The sequence below is a fragment of the Dysgonomonas sp. HGC4 genome (assembly GCF_001261715.1).
Lineage (GTDB): Bacteria > Bacteroidota > Bacteroidia > Bacteroidales > Dysgonomonadaceae > Dysgonomonas_A.
Genome location: NZ_CVRU01000054.1, coordinates 17152 through 39488, shown reverse-complemented (window position 1 = coordinate 39488; position 22337 = coordinate 17152). Strand labels below are relative to the sequence as shown.

At 34.6% G+C, this 22337-nt stretch carries 18 protein-coding genes; 10 read left to right on the top strand and 8 right to left on the bottom strand.

Annotation, left to right across the window (positions count from 1 at the left end; translation table 11 throughout):
- Positions 1-29: 29 nt before the first annotated feature.
- On the bottom strand, positions 30-386 hold the full coding sequence (locus HGC4_RS04815) for an RNA recognition motif domain-containing protein (RefSeq protein ID WP_050708994.1): 357 nt from the start codon (positions 384-386) through the stop codon (positions 30-32).
- A 301-nt stretch (positions 387-687) separates the two neighbouring features.
- Here HGC4_RS04815 and ybaK point away from each other — a divergent pair, with 301 nt between their 5' ends.
- Positions 688-1173 (top strand): Cys-tRNA(Pro) deacylase, encoded by a 486-nt coding sequence (gene ybaK / locus HGC4_RS04810; RefSeq protein WP_050708993.1) that lies wholly within the window; start codon positions 688-690, stop codon positions 1171-1173.
- A gap of 2 nt (positions 1174-1175) precedes the next feature.
- Here the strand turns inward: ybaK and HGC4_RS04805 are convergent, their stop codons facing one another.
- The 5 genes from HGC4_RS04805 to HGC4_RS04785 all read right to left on the bottom strand — a co-directional run bounded on the left by HGC4_RS04805 (position 1176) and on the right by HGC4_RS04785 (position 8434).
- Positions 1176-2441 carry a cation:proton antiporter gene (locus HGC4_RS04805; RefSeq protein ID WP_050708992.1) on the bottom strand — a complete coding sequence of 422 codons (1266 nt, stop codon included), beginning with the start codon at positions 2439-2441 and terminating at the stop codon, positions 1176-1178.
- Positions 2442-2589: 148 nt separating this feature from the next.
- On the bottom strand, positions 2590-3450 hold the full coding sequence (locus tag HGC4_RS04800) for a sigma-70 family RNA polymerase sigma factor (protein WP_050708991.1): 861 nt from the start codon (positions 3448-3450) through the stop codon (positions 2590-2592).
- 197 nt (positions 3451-3647) lie between these two features.
- Positions 3648-5177 (bottom strand): Do family serine endopeptidase, encoded by a 1530-nt coding sequence (locus HGC4_RS04795; protein WP_050708990.1) that lies wholly within the window; start codon positions 5175-5177, stop codon positions 3648-3650.
- A 573-nt stretch (positions 5178-5750) separates the two neighbouring features.
- A complete protein-coding gene (locus tag HGC4_RS04790; RefSeq protein WP_050708989.1) occupies positions 5751-6626 on the bottom strand; it encodes an urea transporter in 876 nt (291 codons plus the stop codon).
- Positions 6627-6799: 173 nt separating this feature from the next.
- Entirely contained in the window at positions 6800-8434 is a 1635-nt protein-coding gene (locus tag HGC4_RS04785) for a dipeptidase (protein ID WP_185099948.1), read from the bottom strand.
- Between the two features lie 487 nt (positions 8435-8921).
- Here HGC4_RS04785 and HGC4_RS04780 point away from each other — a divergent pair, with 487 nt between their 5' ends.
- The gene (locus HGC4_RS04780; RefSeq protein ID WP_050708987.1) at positions 8922-9728 is read left to right on the top strand and encodes a hypothetical protein; all 807 of its coding nucleotides are present in this window, start codon (positions 8922-8924) and stop codon (positions 9726-9728) included.
- Positions 9729-9771: 43 nt separating this feature from the next.
- On the opposite strand, the gene HGC4_RS04775 is transcribed toward HGC4_RS04780, so the two are convergent.
- Together HGC4_RS04775 and HGC4_RS04770 are read right to left on the bottom strand one after the other, a co-directional pair.
- Entirely contained in the window at positions 9772-11991 is a 2220-nt protein-coding gene (locus HGC4_RS04775) for a tetratricopeptide repeat protein (RefSeq protein ID WP_050708986.1), read from the bottom strand.
- A gap of 42 nt (positions 11992-12033) precedes the next feature.
- Positions 12034-14310 (bottom strand): cation:proton antiporter domain-containing protein, encoded by a 2277-nt coding sequence (locus HGC4_RS04770; RefSeq protein WP_050708985.1) that lies wholly within the window; start codon positions 14308-14310, stop codon positions 12034-12036.
- A gap of 242 nt (positions 14311-14552) precedes the next feature.
- Here HGC4_RS04770 and HGC4_RS04765 point away from each other — a divergent pair, with 242 nt between their 5' ends.
- From HGC4_RS04765 to efp, 8 genes are all read left to right on the top strand, one after another.
- A complete protein-coding gene (locus HGC4_RS04765) occupies positions 14553-15107 on the top strand; it encodes a helix-turn-helix domain-containing protein (RefSeq protein WP_050708984.1) in 555 nt (184 codons plus the stop codon).
- Positions 15108-15239: 132 nt separating this feature from the next.
- Positions 15240-16889: an AMP-binding protein gene (locus HGC4_RS04760; RefSeq protein ID WP_050708983.1), complete on the top strand. Its 1650-nt coding sequence runs from the start codon at positions 15240-15242 to the stop codon at positions 16887-16889.
- Between the two features lie 195 nt (positions 16890-17084).
- Positions 17085-18182, top strand: coding sequence for a glutamate 5-kinase (gene proB, locus HGC4_RS04755; protein WP_050708982.1), 1098 nt, complete (start codon positions 17085-17087; stop codon positions 18180-18182).
- A gap of 5 nt (positions 18183-18187) precedes the next feature.
- Positions 18188-19441, top strand: coding sequence for a glutamate-5-semialdehyde dehydrogenase (locus HGC4_RS04750; RefSeq protein WP_050708981.1), 1254 nt, complete (start codon positions 18188-18190; stop codon positions 19439-19441).
- Positions 19442-19522: 81 nt separating this feature from the next.
- Positions 19523-19708: a hypothetical protein gene (locus HGC4_RS04745; RefSeq protein WP_050708980.1), complete on the top strand. Its 186-nt coding sequence runs from the start codon at positions 19523-19525 to the stop codon at positions 19706-19708.
- Complete coding sequence (locus HGC4_RS04740) at positions 19698-20675, top strand: acyltransferase (RefSeq protein WP_157258134.1); 978 nt, start codon at positions 19698-19700, stop codon at positions 20673-20675. Before HGC4_RS04745 ends, HGC4_RS04740 begins: the two co-directional genes overlap by 11 nt.
- 8 nt (positions 20676-20683) lie before the next feature.
- Positions 20684-21502: a serine O-acetyltransferase EpsC gene (gene epsC / locus HGC4_RS04735; RefSeq protein WP_050708978.1), complete on the top strand. Its 819-nt coding sequence runs from the start codon at positions 20684-20686 to the stop codon at positions 21500-21502.
- A 236-nt stretch (positions 21503-21738) separates the two neighbouring features.
- Positions 21739-22302: an elongation factor P gene (efp, locus tag HGC4_RS04730; protein ID WP_050708977.1), complete on the top strand. Its 564-nt coding sequence runs from the start codon at positions 21739-21741 to the stop codon at positions 22300-22302.
- The last annotated feature ends 35 nt before the right edge of the window (positions 22303-22337 follow it).

Here is a 22337-nt window from a genome sequence, read left to right as displayed (position 1 = left end):
TCTTATGGCTCTATATAATATTCTAAATATTAATATCTTTCACGATTGAAACCGCCACCTGAGTTACCACCTCTTCTGTTGCCACCGCCGCCGAATCCGCCGCCAGAATTGCTTCTACGAGGACCACCTGCGCCGCCACCTTCAGTTCTTGGGCGTGCTACTGATACAGAAATAGTTCTGCCATCATACTCAGCACCGTTCAACTCATCAATAGCTTTTTGACCTGAAGCTTCGTCATTCATTTCTACGAATCCGTAACCTTTTGAACGACCAGTTTCTCTGTCCATAATAACTTTAGCAGAAGCAATCTCTCCGTATTCTCCAAATAAATCGTTTAGGTCAGCATCTGTAATACTATAGCTTAAACCTGCAATAAAAATGTTCATAAAAAATGTAATTAAAAAAAATAAATAATTGTGTTTAGCAAAGAACCAAATTCAGAGAGAAATGAATATACTAACCAAGATACTTGAGAAAGAAATTAAACCCATCTGTCTAAAAATTACTTATGCACTCACAAATGTAGTAATAAATTTGACATCTTATGTATTTACGTGGCAAATAAGTAGCTCCACTCTTAGTTTTAACTAAACCCTACAATTTTAGAAATTAATTAACATTATTTTAATACCTGACTATATTACACAACAATTACTTTTGTAATAAAGTGCAACTAATTATTTAGAGATGAAAATCAATAAGACAAATGCAGCCAGATTACTGGACAAAATAAAAATAGATTACGAGCTTATTCCTTATGAGGTGGACGAATCTGACCTTAGTGCCGTTCACGTAGCCGAACAATTAAACGAACCCATAGAGCAGCTATTTAAAACATTAGTTCTTAAAGGTGACAAATCGGGGTATTTTGTATGCATAATTCCCGGAGCAGAAGAGCTAGACCTTAAACTGGCTGCCAAAGCCTCAGGAAACAAGAGTTGCCACATGATATTAATGAAAGACCTATTAAATACAACCGGATATATTAGAGGAGCATGCTCCCCTATTGGAATGAAAAAGAAATTTCCTACATATATACACTCCACCTGCAAAGATTTCGACTACATCTACATTAGTGCCGGACAGAGGGGTTTACAGATAAAAATAGCTCCGACAGACCTTTTGATGGCTATCGAAGCTACAGTTTGCACACTATGTATTCAAGAAGAATAACTCTATGAAATTTTAATCTTCTTTGCCAACTTACCAATAGTTAACCCTTGTACTATAATAGAGAACACAACCACAAAATAGGTTGCAGCTATAAGCACTTGCTTAAAAGGTCCTTCGGCTATAGACAGAGCCAAAGCAATGGAAACGCCTCCACGAAGTCCTCCCCAAACGAGGATCTTTATAGTACCACTCGAGAATTTTTCTTTAAATGGAATTATTAGTGTAGGGATTTTTATTGAGATATATCGAGCAAATAAAACTACGACAATGCAAATACAACCTATCAACCAATAATTTTGAAGATTAGGAATAAGAAGTAGTTCAAATCCTATAAAAAGAAACAATATAGCATTGAACACCTCATCCAATAGTTCCCAAAAGTGTCCAACATGATTACTGGTATTACTTTCTTCATTTTCTTTTCGCTTCCTTTTAGATTCACCAATAATAAGACCTGCAGCAACCATTGCCAAAGGTCCTGAAATATGCATTGCATGAACAATCAATGAACCACCCATTACCACCGATAAAGTTATTAATACCGAGACTTTATAATCATTGGCAGTCCTCATAGCCTTAGCTGCAATATAACCCAGCAGAAGCCCTACTAGAAATCCTCCGCATGCTTCTTTTACAAACAACCAAACTATGTTAGTTACAGACAAATCTATCGACTCTCCTTGCGCAAGTTTTAGTATCACAGCAAAAACTACTACCGCAACACCATCATTAAAGAGTGACTCTCCTGCAACTTTAGTTTCTACAGACTTCGAAACATTCGCTTGTTTCAGAATGCTCAATACAGCAATAGGATCGGTAGGCGAAATCAGCGAACCAAAAAGTAAACAGTATATAAAAGGAATCTCTAAATGCAAATCTACCATGGGCAGCAATCTGTTTAGCAGAAAATACAGTGCAAATCCAATTACAAATGTTGATATAATAACACTTAATGTAGAAAATATAATAACAGGCACCCGTTGCTCTTTAAGGTCATTTATATTAATATGAATAGCTCCTGCAAAGAGCAGAAAATTAAGCATACCATTCATCAATATTTCCGAGAAATTAAGACTTCCTATCAACGTCGAAAAATCCTGTAAAGGTCCAGTAGTTACCAAATTTCCGATAAACACCAAAAGTATGGAAACAATCATGGCGATAACCATAATTCCAATAGTTGAAGGTAATTTCAGAAACCGTATGTTCACGTAAGAAAAAACCGTAGCGATAACGATAAGAATAGAAAATGAATAGTATAATTCCATTTATGATATTTTTAAGAAGTAAAAACAGAAGTTTGTCACACAAATATAAGAAAAAAGAGTTTTTAATAAGTTGTGTTTATATTTTTGAGCAAAAAAAGGGATTGCTAAAATAGCAATCCCTTTATATATTTTGAGTTTTAGGTTTTTCTCAACCTAAATAACCCTTAAGTAATTTACTTCTCGAATTTTGGCGTAATCGTTTGATTGCCTTTTCTTTAATTTGTCTAACACGCTCACGCGTTAACTGGAATTTATCTCCAATTTCTTCTAATGTCATCTCTTGACACCCTATACCAAAAAACATTTTGATAATATCACTTTCCCTTTCGGTCAAAGTAGATAGGGCTCTTTCGATTTCCTGTTGAAGAGATTCGTTCATCAATGCACGGTCTGCAATAGGAGCATCATCATTCACTAATACATCAAGTAAGCTATTATCTTCGCCTTCCACAAACGGAGCATCCATCGAAATATGACGGCCTGACACCTTTAGAGAATCGGAAATTTTATCAACTGGAATATCCAATTGTTCTGCCAATTCCTCTGGTGAGGGCTTACGCTCATTTTCTTGCTCAAATTTTGAGAAAGCTTTGCTGATCTTGTTTAGTGAACCTACCTGATTTAAAGGAAGACGTACTATACGCGACTGCTCAGCTAATGCTTGCAAAATAGATTGACGAATCCACCAAACTGCATAACTGATAAATTTAAATCCTCTAGTCTCATCAAATTTCTCAGCTGCTTTAATCAAACCTAAGTTGCCTTCGTTAATAAGGTCAGGTAGGCTCAATCCTTGGTTTTGGTATTGTTTTGCCACAGATACCACAAAACGAAGATTAGCTCGTGTAAGTTTTTCTAACGCTGCTCTATCTCCTCGCTTAATAGCCTGAGCCAACTCCACCTCTTCTTCTACAGTGATAAGATCCTCACGACCAATCTCTTGAAGATACTTATCCAAAGATGCACTCTCTCGATTTGTTATCGATTTTGTAATCTTTAACTGTCTCATTTATTCGCTTTAAATATTAATTTTTTTCAAACAAGTGTGCAAAGGTATAAATTAAATATCAATTTTAGGTCACCTAATTATAATAAAAATCACTTCTATGTAATATATCTTTGTTCCTTTAATATAATAACGTTTAACTCCTCATTTTGATCGAAGAGCTAAACGTTATACTTTGTTAATTCGATTTAGAGTTACTATTACTCATTCAAATCAATCGCATAATACTTGGTTCTTCCATTTGCATAGAATCCTGAGATAAATAATCCTTTATCTTGACTTTGAGCTACTGCTTCTATGATTTGCTCTGCTTCTTCGGCAGATGATACTGATCTATTATTAATTTTCATAATAATGAAACCTTTAGTAATGCCACCTTTTTTAAACTTACCATTATCATCCACGCCAGCAACTTCCACACCATAGCTTACACCATATTGTCTCTTTTGCTCTTCTGAGAGATTCTTAAATGCAGCCCCTACAGATGCCAAGCCATCGGTTTTCTTCACAACTGAAGTACTACCTGAACTATTCTTTAAAGTTACCGCAATAGTAGATTGTTTTCCATTTCTGTCAATAGTCAATTCTACTTTATCGCCAGGACGATATCTATTTACTAAGTCTTGAAGTTCTCCTACATTACGAACTTTAGTTTTGTTTATAGCAACAATAGCATCGCCTTCTAATACACCTGCTTCTTTTGCCGGACTACGATCTGCAAAACCTCCTACATAAACACCCTCCTTAACTTTCAGGTTTTTAGCTTTCTCTGGGCTTATATCTTCAACTGCCGCTACATCGCTAATCATAACACCTAGAACAGCGCGTTGAACGGTTCCAAACTCTTTAATATCAGCCACGACTTTTCCTGCAATTGAGATAGGAACAGCAAATCCATACCCTGCAAAGTTTCCGGTTTGAGAATATATTGCTGTATTAATACCAATCAATTGTCCATTAGTATTCACCAATGCACCACCACTGTTACCTGGGTTTATAGCTGCGTCAGTTTGGATAAAAGACTGAATAGTCATATCTCCTCCAGGCTTTCCTGCACCTATACCTCCACGTCCTTTGGCACTAACGATTCCCGCAGTTACGGTAGAAGTTAGATTAAAAGGATTACCAACAGCTAATACCCATTCTCCAACCTTCAAGTCATCCGAACTCCCAAATGGTATATAAGGAAATTCAGCTCCTTCAATCTTCAACAAAGCAATATCTGTTGTAGGATCGGCTCCAACAAGCTTAGCCGGAAATTTTCTGTTATCATTCATTGTAACCTCTATCTCCGTAGCTTTATCGATCACATGGTTATTTGTAATTACATAACCATCTTTAGAAATAATAACTCCCGATCCGTAACCGACACTTGGCTGAGGATTCATGTATTCGGAACCACCTCGGTCACCAAATCCAAAGAAATACTCAAAAGGATCTACCATTTGTCTTTGGCGACGTCCTGCTACTTCTGTTGACTTCACAGTAGACTTGATATGCACCACTGCATGAATAGAACTCTCAGCAGCTTTAGTAAAATCAGGATAGCCTTCTGCTGTTAAAGAAGTCAGATGCACATTCTTCTGGTCAAAACCTTGTCCATAATTAAATACATCAGCACCACTATAATCAGATCGGCTATTTAAGTAACTATATGTGCCATAAGAAGCACCAATACTAATCAATGCAGCTACCATATAAGTAGAGGCACTTTTCCAAAATTTACTCATATCTAATTCGTTTTTATTTTAAAAAAATCATTCAATTTCTTTCTTCAAATGTATAAACAAAAAACATTCACATTTGTACGACTATCTCCATTTTTTAACACTTTTAACCAGTAAAATTTACGCTTAACAGCGTTTAACAAGCTATGAATCAAAGCTAACATTTATTTCAGCTATTCACTGCCAACTTGTCAGCCAAATATGACACAAAAAGAACATTTTCAATGAAGATAGTACTTTTAACAGAACAAGTAATAAAGTTATATCAAAAGTAGATATCTGCGATTTTAGCCATATCTTACATACGTGTCCACACAATACCTCAATTATTAAACAAGACATACCACGACTCTCTATAATGCCCATAAAACAATCATTTTTGAATGATAATCCACCATAGATTTCGTCACTCAATTTACGGTGAACAGAAGAAACTTCTTCCTTTTATAAAATAGGTTGAATACTATTCAATCACATCAGTTAAAAGCAAATAAATTTATCAATTGTAGAAGATAAATTGCCCATATGTAAATACAACATATGGGCAATCTTTATTATAATTGGAAATAACAGGAGTTATTTATCCTTTGATAGCAAGTTTATATTAGAAGTATATTTCTTGATTACTAATACTATCCACATAGAAAGTACGAACGGAAATGTCAATGTAGTCCAGCCATGGTCTATCATCCATATGTCGATAAGGGTAGACAAAACAACCGCAATAAACACATAAATACCATCACGGGGCTTAAGACCACTACAGGCAATACCGCATAATACTGCATTAAAACTGAAAATACCGGCAGTAATCTGATCCACAGGTTCATGAAAGTGATGTGATATAGCCACACTGATGATAGAAGCCACAAATCCATATAATGCACCTATAGGTGAATTAATAAATACAGCAATTATAAAAATGAGACCAGCAATAACACTTCCCTGAAATATAACTTGTCCGAAGGCGTGACCTTCAATCCAAAAGTCTTCCAGTGCAGTAATATCCACAAAATGCTCCGACACTGTAGGTAGAGCCAAGTGAGGAATACTTAGAATAAATAGAAGAACCCAAGTAACCAAAATGAATGGAAATGTAAAAGCCGGAAACTTCTTGCGAAGAGCAATCTCCATCAATACTGTACTCATAGCAGATCCTATAATAATTGCCAATGCAACCCAGATATTAAACTGAAAATAGAAAACCAGGGCAACGCCAACTAAAGTTGCATTGAAACCATAAAAACCATCTTCGATATTGGTTTTGTCGAATTTAAGAATCTTCGCTGTCAAAACTCCTACTATATTGCTGAGCAGCGCAGCGACTCCCATCCATATCGAATCATAACAAATGGCAATAAGAAAAAGTATTCCTGTCCAATAGTTGGCTTGTAGCATGATTTGTCCAAAACCACGAAAGACAGATTTAGAAAAAGTTAGAACATTGTCCATCTTATTAATAATAAATTATAACGGCAAATACTTAAGTCTATTTTTGACATCAAAACAAAAAAAAGAGAATTCACAATCACTTATTCCTTTATACACTTTTATCTATTTCAATTAAAGGTGTTGTTAAAAACTTAACAACACCTTTTTTTTAACTTCGAGTCATATAACACTAGTTACTCTGTAACTTTATATCTATCTCCAGTTTGTTTAACCACTTCGTCGTAGAATTTTTGAGGATACCCTACACGTTGCGGTGCCGATGGGTTACCATGTTCATTACGGATAAATTCTCCATCTTTTTCTTTGCGAACAATTCCGTCCATATATTTAATGGTTAAAAATCCCCCCAATTTTTTCCACTTATCAAAAGCGTACTGAGCTTGCTCATTACTATATTCAGTTAAGTAAGCTACAGCCTTAGCCGGAGAATCTGCATATAATTGTGATGCCTTATTTTCAATCTCCGATTGTTGAGACAAAAATTTAGACTCTAGCTCCTGTTGTACTTTTAGTAAATCTGGATGCATATAGTTATATTTACCATAAACCATGTTAGATACCCAATTATTAATCCAGAAAGCAGAAGTCCAAGAGAAGTTGTATAAATCGCCATTCCCAACTCTGAACGATTCGGGTATTTGTGTTATAGAAGCATACATCGGAGTAAATACAGTATGTGCAGGATCATCCACACCAAACCAAAGCACTCCACCTATCGGATTAGGTAACCACGAACGCATTTGAGATACAAATACAAAACCAGCTTGTTGTGTTGCAATAGGACGCTCGTTACAGTATTTCACCGAATCGACCTCCCACTCTAGCGGAGCCCAACGATAAGGAGCCTCAAAAGGTCCTGCACCACTATCAAAACGCCAATCTAATGGAGTACCTTCGTAATGATCTCTCATCATATCTTTCAAATCGGTCAGACTTACTTTTCTATCAGGTTTAATATACAATGGCATTGGCTCATGTGTTTGCCCTAAAGCATAAGTAACAAATCCTGCCATATCTTTATTAAAACGATTAAAGAAACTCCAAACACGAGCCTCACAATAACGTTGTCCACCAAAGTCTAGAGGATTATAGGCCTTTGCAAAACTAAAGTCTGCATCTTTTCCTGAAAAATATCCTTTTTCGCGAGCAAAAGAAATCACATCTTTCGAATAAAGACAATCCTTAGAACCCTTCAATGGGAATTGCTGTATACGTGCTTGGTTTGCATGTGCCGAAATACAATCGTCCGGAATACGTACAGCAACCCAAACCGCACCTTTATTGCCTTTTCCTTTTCCAATCATTTCCATCACCCACACTTCGTTAGGATCAGCAATAGAAAAAGACTCGCCGCCACTTGCATAGCCATATTCAGCAACAAGATCAGTCATCACTGTTATAGCCTCACGAGCTGTTTTAGCGCGTTGTAAGGTAATATATATAAGACTGCCATAATCCACAATACCATCAGGATCAACCAAACCATCACGTCCTCCAAATGTAGATTCAGAAATAGTCAGCTGATACTCGTTCATATTTCCTACAACATTATAAGTCTCGGCTACTTGCTTTATTTCACCTAAAAATTTACCCGAATCCCAGTCGTATACTTTCAGCATTTCTCCCGGTGCATATTTTTTTGCTGGCCAATGATATAATTCTCCATATAGAGAATAAGAATCAGCAGAATAAGTTATCATAGTAGAACCGTCAGTTGATGCTGCTTTTCCTACCAACAAACTTGTACATGCAAAGCCTGTCGAAAAAGTAGTAATAACCGAAAAAAGTAACAATAAAGCCTTTTTCATCATTTTTTTCTTTGTAATATTTTATTAAATTTGTTTCTATGTTGTAAATATACTTATAAAAAAATAAAAGCAAAGTAGGCTTTATGGGTCTTTTCAACACAATTTAATATAATCAAAACATTTTAATGATAATAGAATATAAAACATGTTTTACAATATAAATTTTCACTTGGAACTTATACAATAAACATGTTTCTTTGTATCGATAACCTAAAACAATCTTTTTACCTTAAACACTAATACCTAAATTAACTCATAAAAGGAGATTTTGTGAAAAATCTCCTTTTATTATTTTAAACATCTTCAAATTCTCATCATTTTTTCTCAAATACATCATACTGAAGTCCCAGACCTTATTATTTATCGAGTTAGCATAACTATCAAAGGCTCATAAAACTATAAAATATAGCAATAGATATTTTACAGCAAATTATTATTTATATTTGCAAACAAATTTCTTTTAATCAAATTAAGAAAACCCCTATTTATGAGAAGCTTATATCTTTTAAGTACTCTTATTATCCTTGGTATCTTACATCCAACTCAGAACGCTGCCGCAACTGGCATAAACGACAAAGTCTTAAAAGGAAATGCAGTATACTCAGTATACGAATTATCTCCTAAGACAACTGCTATTGTTATTAATTATGCAGAAACTGACTCTGCTACGGTTTTCGATAAAATATTTGACAGAATAGAGGAACAAGACTCTATTAAGGCAAATTGGTTTTACTCTCAATTCGATGAAGCAATACCCATTAGAGGAGTACAGATAGTCGATAGTCTAGGAGTATATAGTCTGCTATATAATGAAAAAGTAGAGAAAGAGATGAAACCACATGTAGAGAAAGACTTTTACGTGTATGGCACAAAAGGCTTTGATGTTCTGAAACCCCAAAAAGTTATTTTTGGATTGGATGAATGCAAAACCAATATATTTGCATTCACACTAAACGGTTTCGATTCAAGCAAAAACGGAAAGCCGATTTTTGCCAGCGATAAAAAGATAGAATTAGTTTACGGACGAAACTACAAAGAGGCAGAAGCTAAAATAAATGACTATTACAGCAATATTGAAGCAGACTACGCTGACAATATACCGACTAAAGTATATGCTAATATAGGGAATCTGTATTTTACTTATACAGATGATTTTAAGTGGAGAGATACATTTAGTTTCGACAATACCGAATGCTTCTTTCCTTCACGTGCAATATTCAGATTAGAAAAAGATGGAACAGTCGTTCCTGTATGGACAGATGGATTAGATTTATTTGGAATACCTTGCGATTAAAACTCCATATCTTATATTAAACCAAAATTAAGGTATAAACTCTTTAGTCGAGTTTATACCTTAATTCGTCTAATAGGAACGGAAAGAACGATGAGTCTACTCCCGCTGCTATAAGTTCTTTAGCATCCTCTTCGAATAAGGCTACAAACTGATTAAAGTCAGATGATTTTCTTACGGCCTTTAAATAAAAATCTAATGCTGTTTTCTTGTGATTTAAACACAACTCTACATGACCTGCATTTAAGAAATCGTGAACATTAGGTTTATCAGCCAATATCTGTTGGTAATATTGTTGTGCCAACTCAAACTTTCTTAAAAGAAATGCAGTCCAAGCAATAGGACGCCACGATTTAGAGCTTTTACTATCTAAGACCTCTATTTTGAAATAGCAATTCAATGCCTTATCATACTCTCCTAAATCCAAATAGCAATGACCGATATTTAGCTCCAGATTCAAATTATTAGGATTCAGCTGAGCTGCACGTTGATAGTACTCCAACGCACGTTGTGGATCCTTCAACGACTTATAAACCTGTGCAATTCTCTTTATAATCCAAGAATTATCAGGAGACAATAATTCGGCTTGTAAAAAAGCATCCAATGCCCCTTTCAGATCATCGAGCATTTGTTTACAGTAACCCAACTTTTGCCAAAGATCTGATTCAAAAGCACCGTTATCTATCAATTTTTGATAAATACCTAAAGCCTCAGAAAAGAAATTTTTATCAAAACAATAGTTTGCAATTTGCAGCATACTGTTATGATCTGAAATCAATGGGCTGATAGATTTTTTATCATAAAAGTTTAACCTCAATTTGAATATATCAAAGAAGTTATTTTTATATGGATATAGCTTGAAGAAGCGATATAAATCTTGAATATATTGATTAGATATTATTTCCTCACCCACTTTAGAGTTTAGTGATTCGGCTTCCTTTTGCATTTCTTTTAACTGATCCGACTCTTCACCAAAACGCCCCGCCATCATTTGTCTTTGGCTCGATGGTATTTGCATCAGACTAAATGCAAACGAATACTTATCTGAATTACACATATGTGATGAATTCAGAACAGCGGTTTGCAATAATGCATTTAAGCCTTCTTTGTCCGAAAACAGAGGTTGAAGTTCCGAATATTGAGCATCAAAAGGTAAAAACCAATTGCTAAGTTCGCCAAAGAATGGAAAATTCTTTAAACTCGAAAATGTAGAGTGAAAAACGTCTGCCCCCTCCATTTGTAAGCTCGAATACTCTTGTAATTTATTAGCCAATCCCGAATTTTCGAGTTCTTTTTGCCAATCCGGATTTTTATCTGCAAAATCAGTTTCACCCATCAAATCCTGCATATTCAATTTTTTGCCAGCAAGCGAATTGAATTTCATCATCTCAGGTATAATTTCCTCTGTCAACTTACGGCTAATTTCTTCTGTCTCGCGTGAGCGAATCAATTGTTTTACAACAGCTAGCACCGATCTTCGAAAAGTTTCATCCTCGGCTAAAGCATCTAACTTGAATTGGCACTCAGGATATAATTGCCAACGTACATCATACATCTGCAAAACAATGATAAGGCCAACTATAGCACGCAACCTAATAGAATTTTCTTCAGATTGACAAGCATTCATCAACACACAAAGTTTACGTCCATCAAAACGATGAAATAAATTCAGTGTCAAAGCTGATATAAATAATAATTTCTCACGAACTGGAACTTCCTCTTGATTGAGGAAAGATATATACTCAGCCTCATCTTGCTCGCTTGCTCGTGCCGAAATAAACATATAATTAAATAGCTCAGATCCGGTGCGCTCTCTTTTAACCGATAACTCTCGCAACTTTGCCTGCTTAATATCTCCAGCTTCCAGAAGATCAGCCAAAGCCCAAGATTCAGTTACATCTTTCAGTTGCTTTTTTATTTCACTCAAAGTTAAGGGTGTGCGAACTGTATTAATTCTCAATCGTTCGTAAAAAATATTAGACGAATCTATCGTCAATAATTCATCTGAGGCATCATCAGTAAGCTCATATAAAGTCCTTAGAATAGTATTGTAAATAGTATCCTTTTGAGGATCAACTGTATCCTCAAACTGATAATGCAACATGTATTTGTAATTGGTTTCTAACTCACTTAGTTTCTCCGAGGCATGCCAATCTTGAGTATTTACTACCAACTTTGTCAATAGTTCAAAAGCATCTTTCAACTGCCTTTTTGACAGTTTCTCAAATACCTCTTTCTTATATGTAAGTGCATTTTTATAATCCATAATTTCGATTCAGCATTATTAGTGATAAACTAGGCACTTATATCAATCGTTTAATATTAAAGTAGATGGAACATCTTTTTCCCATGAGGGATATCTCTCTCTTAGGTTTTTCCAACTCTTTAAGCTCACCATCAATAAATCGTGCTTCTTAAAAATATCAACATCTATCGGAATGTTATTGTTCCACAATTGAAACAAGTAAGGATTAACCGCCTTAATACCTCTAACGCTCTTTACAAATTCAATAGAATTATCCATCAAACCAATTGCATCCCAAAGGGTTATACGAACATATGAATTCTGAGTAAGGCGTTCCATAAAATCTCCAACGAAGATGTCGTCTTCATCAAGAATGGGAACTATAACATTTTTGATCTCTGTTAAACCTCTATCAATAAATATGCCAACCGACAAATTACTATTTTTCAAGACAGAATGTGTTCCATCACCCAACGATAAGACATCGCGATTCGTCACCCTCTTATTTTTCTTTAAGAATGAGAATAGATGAGCAGGAAAACGTAATAATTTAGTAGAGAGACCTAAAAACTGACCTAATAAATTTCCTTGATATATAGAATAATGTGCACCAATCAACAAAAGATCATAATCGCCATCATTAGATAGTTTTACTATTTTGGCAAAAGGTTCGGAGGCTACTTCAAACATTGTATTAACTGGCTGACCCAATTCACGAGCCTTTTCTAGAATAGGCTCAAAAGTGTCACGCTCTTCGTCTTCTATACTATACTGATACAGATTATTACCAGGGGTAAAGTGTACCATATTGATCTCTGAATAGTTTTGACTCTTCTTCACAAAAGAATTAGCTATCAGTAGCAGCTTTTCCCCTAGCTCAATATTCTTAAACGGAGCTAATATTTTATATACTTTGCGTTCTGTGATATTTGCCGGAACTTTATTTTTAAAGATTCTGTCAATAAGATCAAGAAGGGGGCTTGTCATAAAAGTTGTAACAAGAGCCATTACGACCATCATAGCAAATACTTCGGGTGTAAGAATCCCCAGATCATAACCTATATTAAGTACCACAAGCTCCATTAACCCTCTGGTGTTCATCAATGCCCCTATGGTCATACTCGATTTCCAATCAAAACCGATGAACCTCGAAACTAAAGCCCCTCCCACAAGTTTACCCGTAGTAGCAATTAAAATAATTATTCCGCAGATCATCCAAAGATAGCCGTCATTCAACAAGCCTATCCGTGTATTCAAACCCGTATATACAAAGAATAAAGGAAGGAGTATCACCAATGAAATATCCTCAATCTTATCTATAAATAGTTTTCTAAAATTGATGTTAGGAGGCATTATAACTCCTGCTAAGAAAGCACCAAACAAGGGGTGAATACCAATTATACTGGTTAGATAAGAAGATAGAAATAATACTAAAAAGAAGATACCTATAATTGACTTACTTATAATATTTTTTGATGTTTGCAGATCGGCAACTCTCTGTAAGAAAGGACGTACCAATTTGAACATCAAAATAACATATACCACTGCAAAAAAGATCACATATAAAGAACTTACAAAAGTACCCGCCTTTGCGATAGCTATAACTGCCGCTAAAAGACACCAAGCCGTAATATCATCAACCGCAGCACAAGTTATCACCATAGCACCCAGAGGAGTCTTATTTAATCCTCTCTCATGCACAATCCTTGCTAATACAGGAAAGGCCGTTATACTCATTGCGATTCCCATGAATAAGGCAAAGGACACAAAATGCCCATTGGGGTGAGAAAAGTAAGGATAGATAAAATACGAGAAGATAATACCTAATGTAAATAAAATAGCAATACAAGTATGACTTATCAGTACAGCATCATTAGCTCTATTTTTCAAGACCTTTAGATCTAATTCCATCCCTACAATAAACATAAAGAGAATCAAACCTATTTCACTAAGAAGTTTTATACTACCTATGGATGACTCAGGAAAGATAAGCTCCGACATTTCAGGAAAGAATGCTCCTAAAAGAGATGGACCTAGTACAATACCTGCTATAATCTCGCCAATAACAGTTGGTTGTCCAATCTTTTGACAAACCCAACCAAACAGACGTACAAAACAGAGAATAACAATTATTTGTAGAATTAATAAAGCCGTAGAACCCGTTGCTTCTTGAATAACGGATGTAGAAAAATTGGTCCATGCCGAATGTTGACTAACAATCTCATTCCCATCCAATGATGGTTGTAATTGATTCTGACCTAAAGACAATACAAAATAGATTATAACAGATAATACACCTATAACTGATATATAAAATATAAGGTTTTTATGTTTACTCATACGATTAGCACATAATTCATTTGGATGCAAATATATAAATTTTGCGCTAGACGACTGCCCTAATTAGGACAGATAATAGTCTTCACTTTTTTACAGGTGTAGAAAACTTTTCACTAACTTTGGGAGCATTAAGCTATAAAGCTTTCAAATTATTTCAATAAAATAATGGCTTTTTAGATTTTAAAGAATAACGTTTATATTTTAGATTACTTACATAATCACCATTAAACATATATATTCTGATGAATGACGAATTAAAACAAATTGGTCTGCGACTTAAAGGTTTACGTGATGCGTTAGAGCTTACAAAAGCTGATTTTGCAGCATCATGTGACATTCCGCTCGAAGACTATATCGAGTACGAAGCAGGGAAGAAAGATTTTTCTATCAGCCTACTCAAAAAAATTGCCACACAGTACAATGTAGACATTACAACTCTCATGTTTGATGAAGAACCCCGTATGAATAGCTATGCTATTACACGAAAAGAAAAAGGGTTAGCAATCAAACGTGTTGAAGAATACCAATATCAGGCTTTAGCAACAGGGTTCGCAAACAGAAAGGCTGATATTTTTATAGTTACAGTAGAACCCAAAGCTGATGATACACCAATCCACCTAAGTAAACACTCCGGACAAGAATTTAACCTGGTATTTAAAGGTAGACTCTTACTCCAGATCAATGGAAAAGATCTTATTCTAGAAAAAGGCGACAGCCTCTACTTCGACCCCAGCTTACCTCATGGGATGAAAGCTTTAGATGGTAAGCCTGTCAAATTTTTAGCAGTAATAGTTTAAGGTATCACACTTTTTTATTGCTTTGGTAAATAAAAACTGTAATTGTAGTTTTTTTTACTAAAGTAAGACAACAATTAAGTATTTTCAAATTACTTTCAACAAATAGGTCTAAGACCCTAATTTAAAGAAACTATGCTAGAGAAATTTTTAAAACAAATAGAATTTACATCTACCGAGGATTTCAAAAATAATTTTCACGTAAATATTCCCGACAACTTTAACTTTGCCTATGACATTGTAGATGAATGGGCAAAAACAAAACCTTCTAAGATTGCACTTTGCTGGTCTAATGAAGAAGGAGAACATATAGACTTTACATTTCAAGATATAAAAGAACAGAGCGACAAGGCTGCATCATTCTTCCAATCACTAGGTATTGGCAAAGGAGATAAAGTGATGTTAATACTAAAACGACGTTACGAGTTTTGGTTTGCTATTGTCGGACTACATAAAATAGGAGCTGTAGCAATTCCTGCTACACATTTGTTAACTCCAAAAGATATTATTTACAGAAACAATGCAGCTGATATAAAAGCTATTGTAACAACAGATGACGATCTTATCCGCAAACATGTAGATGAAGCATTATCACAATCTCCTACCATAAAACATCTTATTACATGGGGAGATAATACACCCGATGGTTGGAAAAATTTCTATAAAGGATTAGATAATGCAAAACCATTCGCTCGTCCTGAACATGTAAATAACAACGAAGATATTTCGATACTTTATTTTACTTCAGGAACTACAGGTGAACCAAAGATGGTAATCCACAATTTCACCTATCCATTGGGACATATCGTTACAGCAAAATATTGGCATAACCTCACGGAAGACAGTGTACACTTAACTGTATCTGATACAGGTTGGGCAAAAGCAGTATGGGGAAAACTATACGGACAATGGATTGTTGGGGCAACAGTAGTAGCTTACGATCACGAAAAATTCACATCAGCTAAAATGCTTGAATTGATCGAAAAATATAAAATCACATCATTTTGTGCACCTCCCACAGTTTATCGATTTATGATTCGTGACGATATCAGCAAATACGATTTATCGTCTCTTAAGTATTGCACAACAGCCGGAGAAGCCCTCAATGCATCGGTATTTGAGGCATTCTATAAGGCTACTGGAATCAAAATGATGGAGGCATTCGGACAAACAGAAACTACTCCTACCATTATAACCTTCCCTTGGTTAGAACCTAAACCCGGAGCAATGGGTGTTTCTAATCCTGCTTACGATATTGATCTTATCACTGCTGAAGGACGTTCTGCTGAAGAAGGAGAATCTGGCGAGGTAGTCATAAAAACAAATAATGGGATAAAACCTCTTGGGTTATTTATGGGATACTATAGAGACGAAGCTCTTACCAATCAGGTATATTATGATAATGTATACCACACAGGTGATGTAGCCTGGAGAGACGAAGATGGTTATTTTTGGTTTATAGGTCGCCTCGATGATGTTATTAAAAGCTCTGGTTACAGAATCGGACCATTCGAAGTAGAAAGTGCACTAATGACTCATCCTGCTGTTGTAGAATGTGCTATAACAGGTGTACCTGACGAAATACGAGGTCAGATAATAAAAGCAACTATTGTTTTAGCATCCGATTACAAAGCTAAAGCTGGAGAAGCTCTTATTAAAGAGATACAAGACCATGTAAAAAAAGTTACTGCCCCCTATAAATATCCGCGAATTATAGAATTTGTGGAAGAACTCCCCAAGACAATTAGTGGTAAAATAAAACGGGCGGAAATACGAAAAAGATAAAGATGAAAGAAAAATAAGAAAACTCTTTATAGATACCTGCCTATATTACAATAGGCAGGTATTTTTTTGATTCGAGATTTTATTAACTTTGTGAGGTCACAAACTTATTTATCTCTTGGAATAGTTTAATAAACCACCAAGTATATATCAACTGATAAGATCTTGATAAATAAGATTGTAATTATTTTATATAAAATGAAAAAGGAAAATTCAAAAAAGAACCGAATAGTTATAAAAATAGGCAGTAATGTACTAACCAGAAAGGATGGCACATTAGATGTTACCCGAATGTCTGCATTAGTCGATCAGATTGCCGCATTACGTAAATCGGGGATTGAAATTATTCTTGTTTCATCAGGTGCCGTGGCATCAGGTAAATCAACAATTAGTCCAAAGTCTAAATTAGACGTAGTTTCTGCCCGACAATTATACTCGGCAATAGGTCAAGTAAAGCTTATCAATCAATACTTTACACTTTTTGATAACTATAATATTGTTTGTGGTCAGATATTAGCAACCAAAGAAGATTTTGCAACTCGTCGACATTACCTCAATCAACGTAATTGCATGACTGTTATGCTTCAAAATGGAGTAACACCCATTGTTAATGAAAATGACACCATTTCGGTCAACGAATTAATGTTCACAGACAATGACGAATTATCAGGTTTAGTTGCAACAATGATGAATTGCCAAACATTAATTATATTAAGTAATATTGATGGTATATATAATGGCAACCCTGTTGACCCTAAAGCGAGCGTAATTGCTGAAATAGATCCTAAGAAAGATCAGATAGAAGAGTTTATACAAACCTCTAAATCGACATCGGGACGTGGAGGAATGCAAACTAAATACAATATTGCCCGAAAGATAGCTGAAGAAGGCATAGAAGTAATAATAGCTAACGGAAAGAAAGATGATATATTATTGAATCTCATTTCTGATCCTAAAACTATATGCACACGATTCAAACCTTCTAAAAAGGCAGTTTCTAATGTTAAGAAATGGATTGCACATTCAGAAAGCTTTGCCAAAGGTGAAGTACATATCAACGATGGTGCAAAAGAAGCTCTCATCAGTGAAAAAGCTGTTAGCCTACTACCTGTTGGTATAGTAAAAATAGAGGGAGACTTTGAAGTGGACGATATAGTAAAAATTATTGATAATAAGAAAAAGCAAATCGGAGTTGGTCGTATTGCTTTTGATAGTAAAACCGTAGAAAAACTTATAGGCAAGAGTAATGAAAAACCAATTATACATTACGACTACTTATATATTGATAAATCATAAACAAAATGGACGACACGAAACAGCTGTTTGAAGCAGCCAAAACAGCAGGACGAAATTTACTTCTTTTAAAGGATGAACAAATCAATTCTTTACTGGAAGCTATTGCAAAGGAAACGGAAGCAAAAATACATTATATTCTTTCAGAGAACCTAAAGGACCTGCAAAGAATGGATAAAGATAATCCTAAATACGACAGATTAAAACTCACCGAAGAACGTATTATGGGAATTGTTTCTGATATTCGAAATATAATTAACCTCCCCTCTCCTATTGGTAGAATTCTCGATAATAAAACGCTTGATAATGGTTTACACTTAACAAAAAAAGCAGTTCCATTTGGAGTGATCGGAGTTATATTTGAAGCTCGCCCAAATGTTTGCTTTGACGTATTCTCGCTATGTTTCAAATCCGGAAATGTATGTCTATTAAAAGGAGGTTCCGATGCCACCTTTTCAAATCGAGCTATAGTCGAAATAATAAGAGGCGTTCTTGATGATTACGATGCAAATCCCAATATATGCACACTCTTACCTAATGATAGAGAAGTTATTGACGAACTCTTAAGTGCAAGAGATTATGTAGACCTTATTATACCTAGAGGAGGTAGTTCTCTTATTAATTATGTGAGAGATAATGCACGTATCCCTTTTATAGAAACTGGTGCAGGAGTATGCCATACCTATTTCCACACAACAGGAAATAAAGACATTGCTCAACAAATAGTACATAATGCAAAAACAAGACGAGTAAGCGTATGTAACACTCTTGATTGCCTTGTTATCGATAAAGATAGGTTGAATGATCTACCATACATATGTGAAAATCTAAAGAATGATCATGTTGTAATTTATGCTGACAAATTAGCATATGAAAGCTTACATGGGCATTACCCATCCAAATTATTAAAAGAGGCATCCACTGATAGTTTTGGAACTGAATTTCTAGACTATAAGATGGCTGTTAAAACAGTAAATAATATCCATGATGCTATTGATCACATTTCAAAATATGGATCAAAACACAGCGAAGCCATTATAACCGAAGATGAGTCGGCAATCATTCTGTTTGAGTCTCTCATCGATGTAGCATGTGTATACGTAAATGCTTCCACAGCATTTACTGACGGTTCTCAATTCGGACTTGGAGCAGAAATAGGAATCAGCACACAAAAGATGCACGCTCGAGGTCCTATGGCTCTACAAGAACTTTGTAGCTATAAATGGATTATTGAAGGTAGCGGACAAACAAGAAACCCCTAAGGTCTCAGACCTTTTATTGCGTTGATAGACATAGACAGCTATGGCCTAAAGCACCGCATTAAATATTTAACGTGATTTTAAATGAAAAAGAAGAAAAATCAAGAAAGAGGAAAAATAACTATTCAAGATTACATAAAGGCTGTAAAAAAAGCAGATCGAGAAACTCAATTAGAAACCAATGTCGGTTTTACAGCTATAACCAAAGTACATAAAAGTAAAAAGTTGTACAATCGAAAAAGAGATAAAAAGGATTATTTTGGAGAGTAGTACTATAAATAAGAGGAATATCACTCTTGATTACTTCAAAATAGGATTAAGTATCTTAATTATCATGATACATTGCCCTTTTGTTAGCATCTATGCTCCTCAAAACGGTAGTATACTTGACAATATTGGATACATCGTTGGCTGGGAAATATCATATGGCTTAACAAAAATAGGAGTGCCTCTTTTTTTTATAATAAATGGGTACTATCTTAATATAACCAGCCGAGAGAAAACAGGTAAATATCTAACTAAATTAGTAATATTATATATTGTTTGGACATTGTTATATATCCCTTGGTATTACCCCTATTTTAAAAATGATATTAAATCTCTAATAATAACAGTTACTAACGGATTTTTTCACTTGTGGTATTTAGTTTCGCTCATTGGAGCCGTAATAATGCTTTATTTCTTAAATAGAATAAAAGTAAATAAGATAGGACTCATAATATTAGCCATTGCCCTATTTTTTATCGGTTACCTTATACAAAAGAGAGACCCTTATTCTGCATTTGAAATTATGAAATACAGAAATTTTCTATTTTGGGCATTTCCTTTTGTTACTATCGGGCATTTAATCAAATATGTAATCTATTCAAAAATCAAGAAGTTTATACCTTATATTCTTATCTTAGGAAGTATTGCTTTAATGATAGAAGCATACATATATATGGAGCAGCAGGTGACGAATAACTTATACATTGTTCCGTTATTCTTATGTCCTGCGATTTTCATTTATATACTTAACAATGGAAAAATGGGATCCTATCCTAAACATAATACAGTTGCGGATATGTCGATTGCAATTTTTTTCATACACCCCATGCTAATACTAGCTAGTCTTGATCTTAAAATAAATGCATATATAGATTCGCCAGTTATGTTCTTCTTATTTATTACAATTACAACATTACCTTTAGCCTACATTATAGTTAGACTCAATAGAGTTCTTAAAATATTTTTATAAACAAGAAAATGACAGATTTAAATAAAATATCAGAATTATTGAATTCTAAATCCAATACTCTTCCAATAAATAAGATTGATTTAGAAGCTGCTCTACATACTATTTTTCATCAATTGCTATTCCCTATTTGTGACGAGAATTGCACATCAACTTCTGATAATCTCAATTTTGTATATTCTGTATTATTAGAAAACATCTCGAACTTAATCAATAAAAAAGAAGCCGAAAAAGTAGTAGATTTATTTGTTGCTGAATTACCTGACCTGAGAAGTAAATTATATAATGAAGCGAAGTCCTATTTACAAAACGATCCGGCAGCTCGTAGTATAGAAGAAATTATCATAGCATATCCCGGTTTCTTTGCCCTTACAGTCCATCGTATTTCACACATTCTATATAAAATGAATGTACCTATTATCCCTAGATTATTCTCAGAATACGCCCACGCATCAGTAGGAATAGATATACATCCGGGAGCACAAATAGGTGATATGTTCTTTATAGATCATGGAACAGGAATCGTTATCGGAGAAACAACCATTATAGGTAACAATGTAAAAATATATCAAGGAGTAACCCTAGGAGCGTTATTTGTCACCAAAGAATTAAAAGACAAAAAAAGACATCCAACTATTGAAGATAATGTAGTTATATACGCCGGTGCTACAATTTTAGGAGGTGCAACAGTTGTAGGTCACGATTCTACAATTGGAGGAAACGTATGGCTCACAAGAAGTGTAGTCCCTTACTCCCTTGTCTTTCATAACTCTGAGGTTAGAATAAGAACTACTCAGGATTTTGAAGATTCATTCAATTATACAATTTGATGTACAATGAGGTGAATACGTTTTTAAGCAAAAAAACTATTATAAACTTTATATAATTTTCCTATCTTTGCGGTCTTATGGAGAGTTAGTATTATAAACCTTTTTATTATTTTAGAAAGTCTAATAATCAGATATAGTAATAATTATAAGCTATAGCAATACATCTAAAATATTACTTTACGATCTATTCCATAAGACATAATCGAGTAATTTATACAATAAACAAAATATATTTTATGGCAACTACTGCAGATATTAGAAATGGCATGTGTATTGATATTGATGGTCAATATTACGTAATTATAGAATTTCTTCATGTAAAACCTGGTAAAGGAGCAGCCTTTGTAAGAACAAAGATGAGAAGTGTTACTACTGGGCGTATTCTTGAAAGAACATTCAATGCAGGTATTAAACTTGATGAAGTTCGTATCGAAAGACGTGACTATCAATACCTATACAAAGATGATATGGGTTACAATTTCATGAATAATGAAACTTTCGAACAAGTATCTCTTCCTGCAAATCAAATAGAAGGTGTTGCTTTCCTAAAAGAAGGTGATGTTATTGAAGTCCAAGTACATGCTGAAACTGAAACTATTTTGACAGCTGAATTACCTCAAAACGTAATCCTCCAAATCACATACACTGAACCTGGATTGAAAGGCGATACAGCAACAAATACTTTAAAACCTGCAACAGTAGAAACAGGAGCAGAAGTACGTGTTCCTCTTTTTATCAATGAAGGTGAAAAAATCAAAATAAATACTCGTGACGGTTCATACGTTGAGAGAGTAAAATAATAAAAGATCTATCTTTTTAGAATAAATCGTGTTTA